This window comes from Blastomonas sp. 34TW, assembly GCF_059803595.1.
Map to the genome: position 1 here is coordinate 15960 of NZ_JAPFGW010000016.1, position 17182 is coordinate 33141.

General features: G+C 65.5%; 15 protein-coding genes and 2 tRNA genes. 4 read left to right on the forward strand and 13 right to left on the reverse strand.

Going from position 1 to position 17182, the window contains the following annotated elements:
- Positions 1-144: 144 nt before the first annotated feature.
- On the forward strand, positions 145-1299 hold the full coding sequence (locus OPU69_RS17370; protein WP_498512732.1) for an aminotransferase: 1155 nt from the start codon (positions 145-147) through the stop codon (positions 1297-1299).
- Between the two features lie 85 nt (positions 1300-1384).
- Here the strand turns inward: OPU69_RS17370 and OPU69_RS17375 are convergent, their stop codons facing one another.
- The 12 genes from OPU69_RS17375 to OPU69_RS17430 all read right to left on the reverse strand — a co-directional run bounded on the left by OPU69_RS17375 (position 1385) and on the right by OPU69_RS17430 (position 13277).
- A complete protein-coding gene (locus tag OPU69_RS17375) occupies positions 1385-2068 on the reverse strand; it encodes a response regulator (protein ID WP_060979040.1) in 684 nt (227 codons plus the stop codon).
- Positions 2061-4709, reverse strand: a complete 2649-nt coding sequence (locus OPU69_RS17380) for a DUF4118 domain-containing protein (protein ID WP_498512734.1) — start codon at positions 4707-4709, stop codon at positions 2061-2063. The genes OPU69_RS17375 and OPU69_RS17380 overlap by 8 nt, the downstream gene beginning before the upstream one ends.
- Positions 4710-4721: 12 nt before the next feature.
- Positions 4722-5279, reverse strand: coding sequence for a potassium-transporting ATPase subunit KdpC (gene kdpC, locus OPU69_RS17385; RefSeq protein WP_498512736.1), 558 nt, complete (start codon positions 5277-5279; stop codon positions 4722-4724).
- Positions 5280-5307: 28 nt separating this feature from the next.
- On the reverse strand, positions 5308-6966 hold the full coding sequence (gene kdpA, locus OPU69_RS17390) for a potassium-transporting ATPase subunit KdpA (protein ID WP_498512738.1): 1659 nt from the start codon (positions 6964-6966) through the stop codon (positions 5308-5310).
- Positions 6967-6984: 18 nt separating this feature from the next.
- Positions 6985-9000: a potassium-transporting ATPase subunit KdpB gene (kdpB, locus tag OPU69_RS17395; protein ID WP_498512740.1), complete on the reverse strand. Its 2016-nt coding sequence runs from the start codon at positions 8998-9000 to the stop codon at positions 6985-6987.
- Positions 9000-9089 carry a K(+)-transporting ATPase subunit F gene (gene kdpF / locus OPU69_RS17400; protein WP_498512741.1) on the reverse strand — a complete coding sequence of 30 codons (90 nt, stop codon included), beginning with the start codon at positions 9087-9089 and terminating at the stop codon, positions 9000-9002. The genes kdpB and kdpF overlap by 1 nt, the downstream gene beginning before the upstream one ends.
- Before the next feature lie 103 nt (positions 9090-9192).
- Positions 9193-9618, reverse strand: a complete 426-nt coding sequence (locus tag OPU69_RS17405) for a hypothetical protein (protein WP_498512743.1) — start codon at positions 9616-9618, stop codon at positions 9193-9195.
- A 38-nt stretch (positions 9619-9656) separates the two neighbouring features.
- Positions 9657-9815 (reverse strand): hypothetical protein, encoded by a 159-nt coding sequence (locus OPU69_RS17410; protein ID WP_498512745.1) that lies wholly within the window; start codon positions 9813-9815, stop codon positions 9657-9659.
- A gap of 222 nt (positions 9816-10037) precedes the next feature.
- Positions 10038-10114, reverse strand: a tRNA-Pro gene (locus OPU69_RS17415).
- A 47-nt stretch (positions 10115-10161) separates the two neighbouring features.
- Positions 10162-10238, reverse strand: a tRNA-Ile gene (locus OPU69_RS17420).
- Between the two features lie 98 nt (positions 10239-10336).
- On the reverse strand, positions 10337-11326 hold the full coding sequence (locus OPU69_RS17425; RefSeq protein ID WP_060979046.1) for a polysaccharide deacetylase family protein: 990 nt from the start codon (positions 11324-11326) through the stop codon (positions 10337-10339).
- 76 nt (positions 11327-11402) lie between these two features.
- Positions 11403-13277 (reverse strand): sensor histidine kinase, encoded by a 1875-nt coding sequence (locus tag OPU69_RS17430; protein ID WP_498512747.1) that lies wholly within the window; start codon positions 13275-13277, stop codon positions 11403-11405.
- A 296-nt stretch (positions 13278-13573) separates the two neighbouring features.
- Here OPU69_RS17430 and OPU69_RS17435 point away from each other — a divergent pair, with 296 nt between their 5' ends.
- Complete coding sequence (locus OPU69_RS17435) at positions 13574-14041, forward strand: Lrp/AsnC family transcriptional regulator (RefSeq protein ID WP_060979048.1); 468 nt, start codon at positions 13574-13576, stop codon at positions 14039-14041.
- A 77-nt stretch (positions 14042-14118) separates the two neighbouring features.
- Here the strand turns inward: OPU69_RS17435 and OPU69_RS17440 are convergent, their stop codons facing one another.
- Entirely contained in the window at positions 14119-15459 is a 1341-nt protein-coding gene (locus OPU69_RS17440; protein WP_060979049.1) for a hypothetical protein, read from the reverse strand.
- Positions 15460-15691: 232 nt separating this feature from the next.
- On the opposite strand from OPU69_RS17440, the gene OPU69_RS17445 reads away from it, so the two are divergent.
- Positions 15692-16450, forward strand: a complete 759-nt coding sequence (locus tag OPU69_RS17445) for a YaaA family protein (RefSeq protein ID WP_498512784.1) — start codon at positions 15692-15694, stop codon at positions 16448-16450.
- Positions 16447-17142, forward strand: coding sequence for an SDR family NAD(P)-dependent oxidoreductase (locus OPU69_RS17450; RefSeq protein WP_498512750.1), 696 nt, complete (start codon positions 16447-16449; stop codon positions 17140-17142). The genes OPU69_RS17445 and OPU69_RS17450 overlap by 4 nt, the downstream gene beginning before the upstream one ends.
- The last annotated feature ends 40 nt before the right edge of the window (positions 17143-17182 follow it).

Sequence of the window (17182 nt, forward strand, 5' to 3'; positions counted from 1 at the left end):
GCCCAGTCTGGCGCAAAGCAGCGAGCCGATCCAGAGGCGAGGCCCAGCCGCAACGATCGATTCCGGCACCACGGTTCTGGACAGAGGCAGCCATCGGATGCCAAGCCATCGCCATCCCCCCTGCCCTGCCGAGCCGGAGATGCCATGAATCCCCTTTATCGCGACATGCCAACCACGATCTTCGAGGCCATGTCGATGCGTGCGCGCGAGACGGGCGCGATCAATCTGGGCCAGGGCTTTCCCGATGGTCCGATCAACGCGGCGGTGATCGCGGCGGCCTGCGATGCGATGCACCAGCGGTCCAACCAATATCCTCCGATGATCGGCCTGCCCGAATTGCGCGGAGCGGTGGCAGGCTGGTACGCGCGGCACCAGGCGCTCGATCTGGCCGCAGAGGAAGTGGTCGTAACCTCGGGCGCGACCGAGGCGATCGCCGCCGCATTGCTCGCGCTGATCGTGCCGGGCGACGAGGTGCTGCTGTTCCAGCCGCTCTACGACGCCTATCTGCCGCTGGTGCAGCGTGCCGGCGGCACCGCGCGGATCGTCGACATGGACCGGACGAGCTGGCGCATCGACCCCGCCAGCCTCGCCCGCGCGATCGGCCCGCGCACGCGGCTCATCGTGTTCAACGATCCGATGAACCCGCTGGGCACCTGCGCGCATCCCGACGATCTGGCCTTGCTCGCGCAGGCGTGTGTGGAACATGACCTAATCGCGATCTGCGATGAGGTGTGGGAGGCGCTGGTCTATGACGGAGCGCAGCATCGGTCGCTGATGCAGCAGCCCGGCATGCGCGAGCGCACGGTGAAGATCGGCTCTGCGGGGAAGATCTTCGGACTGACCGGGTGGAAGCTGGGCTGGATGTGCGCCGCGCCGCCGATTGCACGCGTGCTGGCCAAGGCCCACCAATTCCTCACCTTCACCAGCCCGCCGCACCTGCAATGGGCGGTAGCCGAAGGGTTGGACAGCCAGGACGCCTGGATCGCGATGGCGCGCGACGCGCACCAGGCCAGTCGTGACTTTTTCTGCGCCGGCCTGGCCGCCATCGGCCTTGCCACCATCCCATCGGCCGCGACCTATTTCGTGACCGTGGACCTGGCCGCATCGGAGGTGCCGATGGACGATGTCGCGTTCTGCGAGGCAATCATCGGACAGGCCGGCGTCGCCGCGATCCCGATCTCGGCCTTCTATGCCGAAAATACCCCCAACCATCTGGTCCGCTTCTGCTTCGCCAAGCACCGTGCGACCTTGCAAGCGGCGCTGGATGGGCTTGGCCGGGCGCTGCCATCGCTGCGATAAGCCGCAGAAAGAGCGGTTGGCTGCCTGGGTGCCGCTGCCTCGCTCAGGAGAATGCTAGCGATCCACCTCTGCCCAAAGGCAGGGATCAGCCGACCGCCACGCGATAGCCTATGCCGGGTTCGTTGATGATCAGCTTCGGGTGCGCCGGGTCGAGTTCGAGCTTGCGGCGCAACGCCCGCACCGCGACGCGCAAATAATCGAGATCCTCGCGATGCGCCGGTCCCCAGACATCGGTCAGCAGCTTGTCATGCGTGAAGACGCGGCCAGGATGGTCGCACAAGGCCCAGAGCAGGTTGAACTCGCGCGGGGTAAGATCGATCTGGCTACCGCGTATGGTGACGCGATGCGCGGACCGATCGATCATGCCTTCCTGAAACTGGCGGACAGCCGGATCGGCGACGGGGCCACTCTTCCGCCGAATGGCCGATCGGACGCGCGCGAGCAGTTCCTCTGTGTCGAAAGGCTTGGTGACGAAATCGTCGGCACCAAGGTCGAGCGCAGCGACCTTCTCCCCAGTCGCATCGCGCGCGGTGAGCACGATGACAGCCAGCCCATGGCCCGCAAGCTGGGGCACGATCTCCAGCCCATCGCGATCAGGCAGCCCCAGGTCCAGCAGCGCGACCAGCGGCGCAGGTTCGGCAATGGCGAGGCGAAGCGCCTCGCCGGCTGTGCCCGCCTCGACATGCGTGAGGCCGCTACGATCCAGCGCACCGGTCAAGAGGCGACGGATAGCGGCCTCATCGTCGATGATGAGCACATCGCTACGCATTCTGCTCATGGTCTTGTTCCGGTGCGGGCGCGGTCAGTGGCAGGCTTATCTCGAACACGGCCCCGCCGCCTTCCCGGTTCGACGCCGTGATGCTGCCCCTTACCGCCTCGATGAAGTTCTTGGCAATCCACAGACCGAGGCCCGATCCGCCCACGCGGTCGCTGCCCTCGAGGCGATGGAAGCGGTCGAACAGTCCGTCGCGATCGGCTGGCAGGCCGGGTCCACGGTCTGCCACTCGGCACAAGGCCGCATCGGGGCCGCAAAGCAGCTCGACATCGACGCGCGAACCGGCGGGCGAGAATTTGAGTGCATTGTCGATCAGGTTGATGAGCACGTGCCGCAGCAGCAGCGGGTCGCTTCGGATGAACGGACAGTCGGGATCGATGCTGGCCACCACGCGGCTGCCGGGCCGATCCTGCCTCAGATCGCGCAGCACGGCATGGATGATGTCGGTCAGGTCGAGGCTTTCCCATCTCGGTTCGATCGACCCGTCCTCGATCCGCGAGGCTTCGAGCAGATCGTTGAGGAACCGCTGCAACCGGCGCGTCTCGCTGCGCGCGATGCGCACTTCGTCGGCATAGGCGCCTTCGGCCGGAATGGCCTCGGTTGCAGCGATGACGGCTGTAAGCGGCGTGCGCAGATCATGCGCGATACTGCCGAGCAGCGCCCCGCGCAGCCGGTCGCGCTCGCGAAGGCCATCGACCTGTCGCGCCTCGGCTTCCAGCACCAGTCGCTCATGCGCCAGCGCAGTCTGATCGACGATAGAGGCGAGCAACGTCGCGTCATCGGGCCGGATCACCCGCTCGTTGCTTGATCGCGCCACGCCCAACGCCCCCATGGTGCCGAGCGCGGTCTTGAGCGGATGAAACTGCCAGTCCGCCGAAGCCAGCGTTCCGGTGTCGCGGCCTGCCGTCTGGCCATGCTCCAGCGCCCAGCGCGCGGCGGTCTCATCGACCATCTCGAGTTGCTGGAAATCTTCATTTCCGCGCACGATGACCGCGCCGTCTTCCAGCGACACGATCATCGCCTGCACATCCAGCAGATTGCCGATCTCGCGACAGGCGACCCTTGCGGTCTCGTCGCGGTCGGACAGCGAACCCATCAGTCCGGCAAAGCGCGCCAACGAGGCATTGAGCCGGGCGACCCCGGCGCTGGTTTCGGCCTGCCGGCGCACCTTGCCTGCGAGCGCACCGATCACACCTGCCACCATTGCCAGCGCGATGAAGGTGACAAGATCAGCCGGGCTGTGAATCGAGAGCGTATAGAGCGGCTCGATGAAAAAGAAGTTATAGCCCAGCGCCGCCCATAGCGCTGCCCAGAGCCCGGCGCGCATCCGCAGGAACATCGAAGTGATGACCACTGGAAACAGCAGCAGCAGATCGATTGCGCCGGGGGCGATCCACGGCTTCAGCAGATACAGCACGCCCACGACGGCCGCGACCGCAACAAAGGCGATGGCATTGTCACGCTGCGAATAGGGGTCATATACCGGCACCGGCTTTTCGTCGGCCTCGTTGAGCGGCACGACATGCACCGGAATGCTCCGGGCATGGCGGATGACATCCTGTGCCACCGATCCGTGTCGCCATTCGAACCAGCGGCTTCGCCGGCTCTTGCCGATGACGATCTGGCTGGCGCGCAGTTCGCGGGCCTGTTCGACCAGTGCCTGGCCGACATCCTGCGCCGCGACGGTCATCAGCGACGCGCCCAGCGAGGATGCCAGCGCGAGATTGTCCGCAAGCTGCTCGCGCTGGCTGCCCGCGACTCCGCGCGCGCTTGCGCTCTCTACGACGACGGCGGTCCAGGGGGCGTGCAGCAGATCGGCCATGCGTTTTGCTTGCCGGACCACCCGCGCACCACCGCGTCCGGGGCTGACCGCCACCATCAGCCGCTCGCCGGAGACGAAATCCGCGCGCTCCCCGCTCAGCTCGAGCTGGCTGCTCAATCGGCGGTCGACATTGTGTGCGGCAAAGCGCAGCGCCAGTTCGCGCAGCGCCGCCAGCTTGTTGGGGGTGAAGAAATTGGCGAGCGCGCGGCCTGCCGTATCGGGCAGATAGACCTTGCCCGCGCGCAGCCGCTCGATCAGCGCATCGGGCGGCAGATCGACGACGATCAGTTCGGCATCGTCGAGAAAGCTGTCAGGAACGGTCTCTCGCACGCGGATATGCGTGAAACCGGCGACCAGGTCGTTCAGGCTTTCGATATGCTGGATGTTGACCGTGGTGGCAACATCGATGCCCTCGCTGAGCAGCTCGGCCACGTCCTGCCAGCGCTTGGGATGGCGGCTGCCCGGCGCGTTGGTGTGCGCGAGTTCATCGACCAGGATCAGTCCGGGCCGCCGGGCCAGCGCGGCATCGAGATCGAATTCCTCCAGCCGGTGCCCCTGATGATCGACCGCGCGGCGCGGCAGGATCTCGAACGGGGCGAGCAGCGCTGCCGTCTCGCCTCGCCCGTGTGTTTCGGCGACCCCGACAACGACATCCTCGCCCTCTGCCCTGCGCCGCGCCGCTTCCTGCAGCATCCGGTAGGTCTTGCCGACCCCCGGAGCTGCGCCGAGATAGACCGTCAATCGGCCGCGCTGTTCGGCCTTGGCGATCCGCAGGAAGCGGTCGGCATCGCTGGTAGTGGGGCTTTCGTTCATCTCAGCGGTGGCTTAGCGCCCCAAGCGGTCAAGGGCCAGATTGAGCTCGAGCACATTGACGATCCGGGCGGGCGCGGCAGGGCCTCCCGGCGCGAAGGCCATCCGGTCGATCAGCGCCTCGACATCGGCAACAGGCAGCGCGCGGGCAGCGGCGACGCGTGCAGCCTGATAGCGCGCTCCGGCCAGCGAGATATGCGGGTCGAGCCCGCCCCCCGATGCCGCGACCAGATCTGGAGGCAGCGGGTTGTCGGCGGCGGCCGCGTAACGCGATACCGTCTCGGACGCGCGCTGCTTGAGCTTGTCGCTGGTCGGCGACAGGTTGCTGCCCGCCGCTCCCACGCCGTTATAATCGGCAGCAGACGGGCGCGGCCAGAAATAGCGCTCCTGCGCGAAATTCTGCGCGATCAGCGCGCTGCCCACCGGCTTGCCGTCGCGCATCAGGATCGAGCCTTCGGCCTGGAACGGTGCCACCGTCTGCGCGAAGCCGTACACCAGCGCCGAATAACCGAGCGCGCACACCAGAAGGCTCACGATCCAGAGCCGGAGCGAGGGGAGAAGATAGGTCGTCATGTCCTTATGTCCTTTGCTTTGGTCCGGTTCAGCGCATCAGCGTGACGTGTTCGGCAATCGGGCCCAGGGCAGCCGCCGGCAAGAAGGTGAGCGCGCCGAAGATCAGGATCGTGATCAGCAGCATGATGCCGAAGGTGCTGCTCTCGACGCTCAGCGTACCTGCGCTTTCCGCGCTGCGGCGCTTGCTCATCAGCGAACCGACGATCGCCAGCGGCACCAGGATGGGCAGGAAGCGCGCGATCAGCATCACGATACCCGTTGCCCAGTTCCACGGGCCGGTATTGTCGCCAAGCCCCTCGAAGCCCGAACCATTGTTCGCCGCCGACGAGCTGAACTCGTAGAGAATCTCCGAAAAGCCGTGAGCGCCGGTATTGTTGAGCGTGTCGGTGCCCCAGGGGGTGGCGGCGAACAGTGCCGTGCCGCCCAGGATCAGCAGCGGATGGCTGATCAGCGCGAGCACCGCGAGCCGCATCTCGCGCCCCTCGATCCGGTGGCCCAGATATTCGGGGGTGCGGCCAACCATCATGCCAGCCACGAACACCGCGACGACGATGTACAGGAACATGTTGATCATGCCGACGCCGACGCCGCCAAAGGTCTCGTTGAGCCACATGCCCGCCATGGGGACGAGCCCTGCCAGCGGATTGAGGCTGTCGTGCATCGCGCCGACCGATCCGTTGCTCGTGGCGGTGGTGAGCGCCGCCCAGAGCGGACCGGTGGTCGCCCCAAGCCGCAGCTCCTTGCCCTCCAGGTTGCCGACATCCTGCGCGACCGGCAGCTCGGCAAAGGCCTGGGTGGGAGCCGCTTCAAAGGCGAGCGCAGCGGTGATCTTGACCAGCAGCAGCGCCGTCATCACGCCGAAGATGACGACCGCATGCTTGGTTCGCCCGATCATCCGACCGAACATCCATACGCACGCCATCGGGAGGATGACGATCGCCGCCATCTCGACCAGATTGGCCCAGAATGTCGGATTCTCGAGCGGATGCGTCGAATTCGGGCCGAAAAAGCCGCCGCCATTGGTGCCGAGCTGCTTGATCGCGACGAATGCCGCCGCCGGGCCGCGCGCGATCGTCTGGACCGCGCCTTCGAGCGTCGTCACCTCGGCGGCGCCATGGAACGTCATCGGCACGCCGGAAACCGCGAGAACGAGCGCGACAAGGATCGCCAGCGGCAGCAGCACCCCGAACGAAGCGCGCTGCAGGTCGATGAAGAAATTGCCCATGCTCTTCTGGCCGCCAATCCCGCGCGCGAGCGCTGCCAGCGCGGCGATGCCGGTCGCTGCCGAAACGAACTGCAACCACATCAGCCCGGCAAGCTGGGCGAGATAGCTCCAGGTGCTCTCGCCCGAATAATGCTGGAGATTGGTGTTGGTGACGAACGAGGCCGTGGTGTTGAAGATGAGATGGATCGAGGCTGGTCCCTGGCCGTCCGGGTTGAGCGGCAGCAGGTGCTGGAGCGACAGCAGCGCGAACACGAACGCGAACATGACGGCGTTGAACGCCAGCAGCGCGATCGAATAGGCCTTCCAGTCCTGATCGGCCGAGGACCCGCCAAGCTTGGCGAAAGTGCCGTCCGTGCTGGCAAAGCGCCCCGAAAACAGCGCAGCCATATAGCGGCCGAGCGGCCAGGAGAGCAGTATCGAACCGCCGACGACGATTGCGACGGTAAGTAGGGATGCAAGCATGATGTTAGGTCCTCTCGCTCAGGCCAGGCCGAGGCCGGCGACGGCGATGTCGATGAGCTTGATGCCGATGAACGGCGCGATCACGCCGCCTAGGCCGTAGATGCCAAGGTTGCGCAGCAGCTGGCTGGCGGCGGGCATCGGACGATATGCCACGCCCTTGAGCGCCAGTGGCACGAGCAGCGGGATGATGATCGCGTTGAAGATGATCGCCGACAGGATCGCGCTCGACGGCGTTGCCAGTCCCATCACGTTGAGCACGCCCAGCGAGGGGTAGAGCACGACGAAGATGGCAGGCAGGATGGCGAAATATTTCGCCACGTCATTCGCGATCGAGAAGGTGGTGAGCGCCCCACGCGTCATCAGCAACTGCTTGCCGATGCCGACGATCTCGATCAGCTTGGTCGGGTCGCTGTCGAGATCGACCATGTTGCCCGCCTCGCGCGCGGCCTGGGTGCCGGTGTTCATCGCGACGCCGACATCCGATTGCGCCAGCGCGGGCGCGTCATTGGTGCCATCGCCGCACATCGCGACCAGCTTGCCGCCCGCCTGTTCCTTGCGGATCAGCGCCAGCTTGTCTTCGGGAGTCGCCTCGGCGAGGAAATCGTCCACGCCGCTTTCGGCCGCGATCGACGCGGCGGTGAGCGGATTGTCGCCGGTGATCATGACCGTGCGGATGCCCATGCGGCGGAGTTCGGCAAAGCGCTCGCGAATCCCCGCCTTGACGATGTCCTTGAGGTGGATGACGCCGAGCAGCCGGTTGCCATCGGCGACGGCCAGCGGCGTGCCGCCCGACCGGGCAATGCCCTCGGAGGCTTGATGGAGCGCGGCAGCAGCGGTCGGATCAGCCTTGTCGCCCAGTCGCCGCAGCACGGCATCGACCGCACCCTTGATCAGCGCGCGTTCGCCGATCATCAGTCCGCTGACACGCGTCTGCGAGGTGAACGCGATCGGTTCAGCCCCTTCAGGCATCGCATCTCCGTCGCCGGCCAGAGCCACGATCGACCGGCCCTCGGGCGTCGTATCGGCAAGGCTCGAGAGGCGCGCAGCCGCGACCAGATCGGCCAGGGCCACGCCGGGCAGCGGCACGAACTCGCTGGCCTGACGGTCGCCGATGGTGATCGTCCCGGTCTTGTCGAGCAGCAGCGTGCTGATATCGCCCGCCGCCTCAACCGCGCGGCCCGACTTGGCGAGCACGTTGAAGCGGATCAGCCGGTCCATGCCCGCAATGCCGATCGCTGAAAGCAGCCCCGAAATCGTGGTGGGGATGAGCGCGACGAACAGCGCGACCAGCACGGGCACCGCAATCTCGCCCCCGGCATAAGCGGCAAAGGCAGGAAGGGTGCCGACGGCGATCAGGAAGATCAGTGTCAGGCCGGTGAGCAGAACCGTGAGCGCGATCTCGTTCGGCGTCTTCTGGCGGCTGGCGCCTTCGACGAGTGCGATCATGCGATCAAGAAACCCGCTGCCGGGTTCTGCCGTGACCTTCACGTCGATCTGGTCGGCAATGACCATGGTGCCGGCGGTTACCGCAGACCGATCGCCACCCGCTTCGCGAATGACCGGCGCACTTTCGCCGGTGATCGCCGCCTCGTTGACCGAGGCCACACCGGCCACGACCTCGCCATCGGCGGGAATCGGCTGCCCCTGGATAACCCGCACTACATCACCCGCGTGGAGCTGCGTGGCAGGGATTTCGGCAAGCTTGCCATCCTGCCCGATGCGGAAGGCAATGAGCTGGTCCTTGGTGGAGCGCAGCGACTGTGCCTGCGCCTTGCCACGCCCTTCGGCCAGCGCTTCGGCAAAGTTGCCGAACAGCACCGTGAGCCAGAGCCAGAAGACCAGCTGGCCCTCGAACAGCGGATCGCCGCTGCCCGTAGCCAGGTTGCGAACCATCACCACGGTGGCGACGGCAGCCACCACGGCGGTGGTGAACATCACCGGATTGCGGACCAGCGTGCGCGGGTCGAGCTTGACGAAGGAGTCGCGCAGGGCCGGAACGACGAGCTTGCGTTCGAAAAGGGACGCGCGCTCCATCAGAAGCGCTCCGGGGTCATCAGAACGACGACAAGATACACCAGCAGGCCGACGGCGACGACGCCGGCAAGCGCAAGATTGAAGGACATAGGAGCTCCTTGGTTGGCGGAGCGTCAGGTGCGCCTGAGACCCGTGAAAATGCGCGGTGCAAAAGCGGCGAGCGGCATGAAAAACGCATGAAAATCGCTTTCTTCACTCGGCACCGAGCGCGGGTTTCACGAGGATTTCATGCCGCAAGGCGTTGAGGCACATGGATATTTTACGGCGCCATGCGTCATCCGGCGGCCGGCAAGATGCGTCTTGCCCTGACGAGAATTGTCCCGCCAGACTCGTCGAAACTCGCACCCCGGGGCCGACAAGAATCGCGGTCCCGGGGTGCCTTTTGATCGATGCTCCTTGAGCTGCGTCCTGCATTTGCTGGTGACGTTCAGCTGCCGGATCAGAACGTTGTGCGCGAGGACGGGTCCCGAAACCGCTCATCAGCAGCACGACCGGCGGGCGCTGGGCGGGATCGGCAAGGGTATCAATATGGGGCGCGGCCGCCGGACAGGCGTCCGCGCAGACATTCTGCAATTGATACACGGTGAAAAGCTCCGACAGGGCCGGAGCCAAGCGCATAGGATAGAGTTACACCCCGGCGGGTCCGACAAATCGGTTCAGATTGTCAGGAGCACTGCCGGTTGGCCGCGCAGCGGCGGCCTGAGATCGAAAGAGGGTTGCAGGACCGGCGCAATAGGCTGCGCGAAACCGGTCGCCAGAATGACCACCAGGGCATAGGCGAGCAGGTCGGGCGGCGCCCCGCCGAGCGAAGCCATCGACAACACCGAGAAGGCGCAATGACCTTTGCCTTAGACATGATCGCCCGAGGACCCGTCCGAATCGTCCTTCATCGGAATGACGATCTGCTTTGCTGCCTCGTCGCTGGTTGGCCACACATGGGCAAGCCGGACGCACGCTCGCACGACTGTATATTTTTCTGTATATTCAAAACACAAGCCATCCGACCAAGTATCTGTCTCAAAACAGAAAATAAAAATTGGTCGGGGAGACAGGATTCGAACCTGCGACCCTCTGCTCCCAAAGCAGATGCGCTACCAGGCTGCGCTACTCCCCGATCCGGCCAGTTCTGGTCGGCTCCTGGCGGTGTCTTTCCGGACGGACTGGTGGGCCCGGAGGGACTCGAACCCCCGACCTAGCCGTTATGAGCGGCCAGCTCTAACCAACTGAGCTACAGGCCCGTCCCGGCTGTGCCAGAGGCGCGGTTAGCCCAGCGCGGGGCTGGATGGCAAGCGCGAAAAGCCTCGGCATGGGTTTTAGCGCACAACGCGCACCGGCATCATCTCAGGATATTGGCGTCGATATCCGCAATGCTGGTCGGCTTCACCCCGCGCTGCGCGAGATAGGACAGCACGTGATGCCACCAGTCGTAGAACGCGGTCACATCCTCGTCCTTGCGGACATAGGGCGTATAGCCCGGCTTGAGCGACGGTGAATGGAACGAGAAATTGAGCACCGGCAGCCCATCGTCGAGCGCAATGTCGATACCGCGCACCACCTCGTCGATCGAGATGCCCTCGGGCGTCAGCGAGATCCGCTCGAGCAGCCGCCCACGTGCCATCAGCGATTTCGTGACACCTGCCATCTGGGCCAGCGGGAACAGCGTTCCCTGACGGCGCAACAGGCCCCAATAGACCGAGGTTACCGGCAGCTCGACAATACCCAGCTTGCGGTCAAGCCAATAGGGCTCGAGCGGATATTGCGAGAAATCGGGTCCTTCCGCCTTGCTGTAATCGAAATTGGCGCGCACCGAGGTGTCGTAGAGCACCCCCGCCTCGCGCAGCAGGTTGAGCGTTTCGCCGCCAATGCCATAGCGACCGGCGCGATAGGCAATCGGCTGCTTGCCGGTCACCTCGGCAATCGCATCGCGCAGCTTGAAAAACTTGGCGCGCTCGAGCTCCTTGGGCAGGTTGCCAGCATAAGTGTTGCGCTGGTTGACCTCTTCCTCGAACGGCGGATTGACCCAGGGGTGCAGCTGGATGCCGACCTCGGCCCGCCCTTCGCGCACCAGAGCGCCATAAATCTCGCGCCCGCGCGGGTCCGAAATCACCGGCCAGTCGACGAGATACAAGGGCGTTACGCCATAATCCTCGCACAGTTTCTGGAAATCGGTGATGGCCTCGACCGCTTCGAGCGAATAGCCCTCGCGCTCGATCGGCCGGGTCCAGTCAAACTCTTCCTCGACATCGACCGTCACCAGATAACGCTGGCCGAATTCGGGCGAAAAGCGAACAAAGTCATCCTTGCCCGGCAATCTTGCAAAGGTCATGCGCTCATGTCTCGCAGCGTCGCAAATGATCGGCCTGGCCCCTCCCCGGTCGCCACTCCGTGCGCGCTCCTCCCGCCTAGGATCGTGCGGCTTCTGCGCTAATCCCCGCCTCGGGCAAGGTCAAGCGCAGAGCTTCGTCCTCGATCGCGAGCGCGCCGCCATGGCTGGCAAGCAGATTGCGCACCAGCCTGAGGCAGAAGCCCAGGCCGAGCAGCGGACCGCCGTCGCGCGGCCCGGCATCGGCGCGGTCGACATCGAACAGCGCCGCTTCATCGAGCCCGACGAGCGTCTTCGGGCGGCTGAACAGGATGTCGACGGTCGGGCTGTGATCGACGAACTGCACGTGCAATGTCTCGCCCGCCTCGCAGCTGCCGATCAGCGCACCGGCCAGGCGCGGAACAATACGGTCGAGCGCCTGGGCCGACATGGCAATCACCGAAGCCTGCGGAACCGGACCCAGAACCAGCGATGCCCCCGCATAATCGAGCAGTGGCTGCACCCGAGCCGACAGGCGTTCGGCGAGCTCACTCAGCGCGACATGGCCATCGGGATCGTCGATCGCGTTGCGGTCGAGCCTGAGCGCGGTGTCCAGATCGTCAAAGCCGTTCAGCAATTGCCGCGCGTCCTGGCGGATGCGCTGCGCCATCTCGCGGTAATCGCTGAGCACGGGGCCGAACAGCTGCTGCTCGATAATCTCGGAAAAGCCCATGATCGCATTGAGCGGCGTGCGCAGTTCATGCACGATCTGGCGCAGGCCATCGCGCCCGGTCAGCCCCGATGCTGCCGCATCCGGCCCCGCACTTTCCCAGGGCATCGGGCGCCGCAGCGTTCCGCTATAGCCGGTGAAACGGCCGGTCGCGCGGTCGAAGCACGGATCGGCATCGACGCGCCATTCGCCCGCCAGCGACGCGGCACTGCCCAGATCGGCCCGCCCCCCGCGGATCGGCATGCGACGACTGAACGCCGTCGCGACCGAGGCATCGACGCCGCGAAAGCCGCTCAGCGCCGGCTGAGCGAGCGAAAGCCCGTGCACCATGCCGAGCAGCATGCCACGCGTGCTGCTGATGCTGCCGTCGATGCCGGTGGCGAACTGGAAATGCTGATGCCCCTCGGGCAGGGCGCTGGCCGTCTCGACCGGTTCGGCGGCAGGGCTTTCCGGCGTGCCGAGCGTCTGTTCGAGCTGCTGCCAGCCATCGCGGCTGGGGGGCTCCTGCTCCATCGCCTGACGGATGCGCACTTCCTGCAGCGCCTCGATCCGCTTGACGATCTCGCCGATGCTCTGCGGACTGGCGGCGACCGGTGCGGGTTCGGGTTCGACCACCGGTTCGGGATCAGCCTCGACAATCGGCAAAGCGGCAGGCTCGGGCGCAGCCACCGGCTCGGCCGCGGCCTCGGGGTCGAGGATCGTTTCGGTGTCGACCGGTGGCGGCGCGGCAGGTTCGGCTTCGGGGGCCTGGGCCACCGGCTCGTGCTCGGTGGGTCCCGCAGTTTCGGCCGCCACCTGAACCTCTGCGGCGGGAAGCGCGGTATCGTAAAGCCCCAGCTGATCGAGCAGGGCCTGGGTGCGCGGGCCGATATCGCGGCGATGGCGCAGGAAGCCGCGCGCGCGCGTGGGGAGCGCGGGGACGAGCGTCGCCCAGCTTTCGTCGTCCAGCCGTGCGGCGCGGATCGCCGCGCTGGCGATTTCGGGACGCTCCGATGCGAGATACTGCACCAGCACCGGCGACACCAGCCGCCCGGAAAGGCACTGCACGGTCAGCAGCCGATCGGCATCGCTCACACTGGTGCGCAGTTCGTGGATCCGCGCCAGCGCAGGCGCGTGGCGCGCGTCGAGATCATTGCCGCCGATTTGCCCGAGCAGGTCCACCAGCTGGCGATATTGCGCCACTGCCGCTCCGCCAGTGGGGACGCTACCGGCCAGGACGGTGGAAAGGCGGTCGTCGTAGCGCATCGGCTTGGGCAAGGTCCTTGGAACAGCACGATTTGTTGGATCGGCGGGCCGTGTTCGTTACACGCAGCCGACCGATCGGCACAAGGGATAGCTCCGTCGGCTCGCCTGCGAAAGGGCGCTTTTTATCGCGTCGCAATGTGGGACAATTGCGTTACCGAGTAATTATATTATAGGTAGGTGGCGTGATGTTGCGGATTATTTCTGCTTCACGCCCAAATACCGCAGCTTGCACGCGGCCGACGATGGCAACCCACCGTCGGCACCGGCGGTTGCCTAGCAAAGCCAGGGGAAAAATCGTGTCAAGTCTGGACCATATCGACCGACAGCTGCTGACCCGGCTCCAGGATGAGGGGCGGATCACCAATGTCGAGCTCGCGAGCCGCGTCGGGCTGACCGCGCCGCCCTGTCTGCGCCGCGTGCGGGCGCTGGAGGAAGCCGGCATCATTCGCGGCTATCATGCCGATATCGACCCGCAGAAACTGGGCTTTGCGATCACCGTGTTCGCGATGGTCAGCCTGAAGAGCCAGGCGGAGAGCGATCTCAAGGCCTTCGAGGAGCATGTCAGCACCCTGCCCCAGGTGCGCGAATGCCATATGCTCAACGGCGAGATCGACTTCATCCTCAAGATCGTGGCGCGCGACCTGCAGGAATTCCAGGCGTTCCTGACGTCGAAGCTGACGCCCGCAGCCAATGTCGCCAGCGTCAAGACATCGCTGACCATCCGCACCAGCAAGCAGCAGCCGGGCGTCCCGCTCGAGGAATGATCGCCTTTGCCGGACGCGAAAAAGGCAGGCCGGGCGAATTGCCTGGCCTGCCTTTTTGCTGATCGGCTTGCGCGTGATCAGGCGGCGGGAGCGGTCGCGCCAGCGCCTGCCTTCTGGTCGATGTACAGCGTCCACAGCTTGGCGAGCGGAGCGCGCACGCCGGTGACGCCAGCCAGCGTCTGACGCGCGGGTTCGTACTTGCCCTGCGCCACCTGCGCGATCGCCTGGACCATCAGCGCGCGTTCCTTGTCGGTCGCGCCCTTGGTCACGGCGATGCCAGCCAGCTCTTCGGCCTCGGCATATTGCTTGTTCGCAAGCAGCGCGTCTGCGGTCGCCAGCGTAACGGTGGCGGTCGCCTTGCCCCGCGAATCGCGCACGGACTCAGGGAGCGTCGCGACATATTCGCCGCGCGCGCCACTGGCGGTAGCCAGCGCATCCTTGAAATAGGCATTGCCGTCGGTGATGATGCCCGCGGCCTTGCCTTCCTCGATCAGCGCGATGACTTCGGTCGGACGACGCGCGGCGCCGGCGGCTTCGATATATTCCTGATAATCGCTGGCGCTGGTCATGCCGCCCGCCATGCGCAGCAGGCGCATGGCATCGAGATTCTGCTCGCTGGTGAAGTTGCGGTTATCGGCCTGCACGGCCTGCACCACCTCGTGCCACGCACCCTTGCCCGCGTCGGCGCGGAGCAGCAGGTTGGCAAAGACGCTGCTGTCGGTCTTGGTCGCCCGCGCGATCTGGAAGCCGCGCTTGGCCCAGCTTGCCGAATATTGCTTGGTACCGGCAAGGTCCGCTTCCACCGCGCGCTGCAGATACGGCAGGCCTGCGGCAGCGATCGGCGCGTTGGTCGCATCGATGCTGCGGCCGCCCGACTTGGCGATCGCCTCGCCGAAATGCGCTTCGGCCAGCTGGAACAGGTTCACCGGACCATTCTGACCCGCCTCGACCGCAGCCGTCAGATACTGGCGGGCGCGCGCGAAATCGTTCTTCAGCAGCGCCTTTTCGCCGATGAAGCTGTTGAAGGTCTTCTTCTCGGCGTCGGTCGACTTGCCGCTCGCCAGCGCCTGTTCGATGCCCTTCATCTGCATCGCCTCGTCATTCTTCTTGAGGCCGATCTGCAGCGTCAGCTTGCCGGTCAGATATTTCTCGTCGGCGCTCGCGGCGACCGCGGCGGCTTCGTTCAGCTTGGCTTCCGCCGTGACGAAATCGCTGGCGCCAAAGGCGGTCTGGGCAGCCGAGAAGGCGTTGCGGAACTCGGCGCTCAGTTCCATCTGCGGCGCTTCATCCTTGCCTTTCTTGCCCTTCTTTTCGGCGCGCTGGGCAAAGGCTCCATCGACCGGCAGCGCCAGCGAAACCGCGGTGGTTCCGGCCAGCGCCAGCATCAGGGCCATGTTGAAACGGGAAATGCGACGCATGTTATCCTCCGAACTAAAACACGGCAAAGCCTGAGCTGCCGATCACCTGTCAGCCTTTGGCGGCTGGTTGATGAAGCCGTCCTTAATGGCTCTGGCAGGAACGGACAACGACCTTTGCGGTTCCGGTCCAAAAAGCCGATGGCGGCGGTGACAAGCGGGCGCAAGCCCTGCTCGTCCGACTATGTTCGATGGCCTTTGCATCGGTTCGTCGCTCGTCTATGCGCTGGCCATCATGATCATCCTGCTTTCCCCCGCCAAATCGCTGGATTTCGATTCGCCCGCCCCTGCCATCAGCCCGAGCGAGCCCCGCTTCGAGCCGGAGACCGAACGGCTGGTGAAATCCGCCGCGCGGCTGAGCAAGGCGAAGATGAAGCAGATCATGCCGGTGTCCGATGCGCTGATCGATCTCAACTATGCGCGCTATCGCGGTTTTTACGACCAGCCCGAGCGGCCTGCAGCCTTCGCGTTCAACGGCGATGTCTATACCGGGCTGGAGGCCAAGACGCTCGAAGAGCCCGCGCTCGACTTTGCGCAAACCCATGTGCGCATCCTGTCGGGCCTGTATGGCCTGCTGCGACCATTCGACAGCATCCGCCCCTATCGTCTTGAAATGGGGACGCGCTGGGCACCGCGCCACAATTCGCTGGTCGCCTTCTGGGGTGACCGGATTGCCGCCGCGATCGCCGAGGACCTGAGCGCGAGCGGCGGCGACACCGTGATCAACCTTGCCAGCCAGGAATATTTCGCTGCTGCCGGCAAGGGGCTGGCCAAGCGCGGCATCCGCGTCATCACCGCCGATTTCCGCCAGCAGGGGCCCAAGGGGCCGCGTTTCGTCAGCTTCGATGCCAAGCGCGCACGCGGCATGGCGGCGCGTTTCCTGTGCGAGAACCGGCATGCCGAGCCGGAGGCGCTCAAGGGCTTCGACAGCGACGGCTATCGCTTCGATGCCGAGGCAAGCGACAACGACGTCTGGCGCTTTGTGCGCGCATGAGCCGCACCACGGTCATCATCGGCGCGTCGGGCGGCATCGGCGCGGCCTTCGTCCGGCAGGCTGGGGCGCGCGGCGATACGGTGATCGCGCTTGCCCGCAGCCTTTCCGGCGAAGGTCATATCGATCTCGATGACGAGGCGAGCATCGCTGCGGCGGCAGCGCGTCTTGCTGACCGGGGCCTAGCCCCCGACCGGGTGATCGTCGCCACAGGCATGCTTCACGCAGACGGACGCGGGCCGGAAAAGAGCATGAAGGATCTCGATGCCGCCTGGATGGCACGCAACTTTGCGGTCAACACCATCGGCCCGGCGCTCGCCGCCAAGCATTTCATTCCGCTGATGCCGCGCAAGGCCCCTACCATGTTCGCCGCGATCGGCGCGCGCGTCGGCAGCATCTCGGACAATCGGCTGGGCGGCTGGTACGGCTATCGCGCGGCCAAGGCGGCGCTGCACATGACGATCCGCAACATCGCGATCGAATGGGGGCGTCGCAACGACCAGTCGATCGCGGTCGCCCTGCACCCCGGAACGGTCGACACCGCCTTAAGCAAGCCCTTCCAGGCCAATGTCGCAGACGGCAAGCTGTTCGATGCGGACCGCAGCGCGGGCATGATGCTGGACGTGCTCGACGGGCTTTCTGCGGCCGATTCGGGCGGTATCTTCGCCTTTGACGGCAGCGCCATTCAGCCCTGACTTTGGCGCGCTGCCAAGCGCCTGTTTTTCCTGTTGAAAA

Bases quoted from the DNA above. Each gene is read 5' to 3' on its own strand.
- OPU69_RS17370 (WP_498512732.1), top strand. From the start codon at position 145: ATGAATCCCCTTTATCGCGACATGCCAACCACGATCTTCGAGGCCATG.
- OPU69_RS17375 (WP_060979040.1), bottom strand. From the start codon at position 2,068: ATGCGTAGCGATGTGCTCATCATCGACGATGAGGCCGCTATCCGTCGC.
- OPU69_RS17380 (WP_498512734.1), bottom strand. From the start codon at position 4,709: ATGAACGAAAGCCCCACTACCAGCGATGCCGACCGCTTCCTGCGGATC.
- kdpC (WP_498512736.1), bottom strand. From the start codon at position 5,279: ATGACGACCTATCTTCTCCCCTCGCTCCGGCTCTGGATCGTGAGCCTT.
- kdpA (WP_498512738.1), bottom strand. From the start codon at position 6,966: ATGCTTGCATCCCTACTTACCGTCGCAATCGTCGTCGGCGGTTCGATA.
- kdpB (WP_498512740.1), bottom strand. From the start codon at position 9,000: ATGGAGCGCGCGTCCCTTTTCGAACGCAAGCTCGTCGTTCCGGCCCTG.
- kdpF (WP_498512741.1), bottom strand. From the start codon at position 9,089: ATGTCCTTCAATCTTGCGCTTGCCGGCGTCGTCGCCGTCGGCCTGCTG.
- OPU69_RS17405 (WP_498512743.1), bottom strand. From the start codon at position 9,618: ATGCGCTTGGCTCCGGCCCTGTCGGAGCTTTTCACCGTGTATCAATTG.
- OPU69_RS17410 (WP_498512745.1), bottom strand. From the start codon at position 9,815: ATGGCTTCGCTCGGCGGGGCGCCGCCCGACCTGCTCGCCTATGCCCTG.
- OPU69_RS17425 (WP_060979046.1), bottom strand. From the start codon at position 11,326: ATGACCTTTGCAAGATTGCCGGGCAAGGATGACTTTGTTCGCTTTTCG.
- OPU69_RS17430 (WP_498512747.1), bottom strand. From the start codon at position 13,277: ATGCGCTACGACGACCGCCTTTCCACCGTCCTGGCCGGTAGCGTCCCC.
- OPU69_RS17440 (WP_060979049.1), bottom strand. From the start codon at position 15,459: ATGCGTCGCATTTCCCGTTTCAACATGGCCCTGATGCTGGCGCTGGCC.
- OPU69_RS17445 (WP_498512784.1), top strand. From the start codon at position 15,692: ATGATCATCCTGCTTTCCCCCGCCAAATCGCTGGATTTCGATTCGCCC.
- OPU69_RS17450 (WP_498512750.1), top strand. From the start codon at position 16,447: ATGAGCCGCACCACGGTCATCATCGGCGCGTCGGGCGGCATCGGCGCG.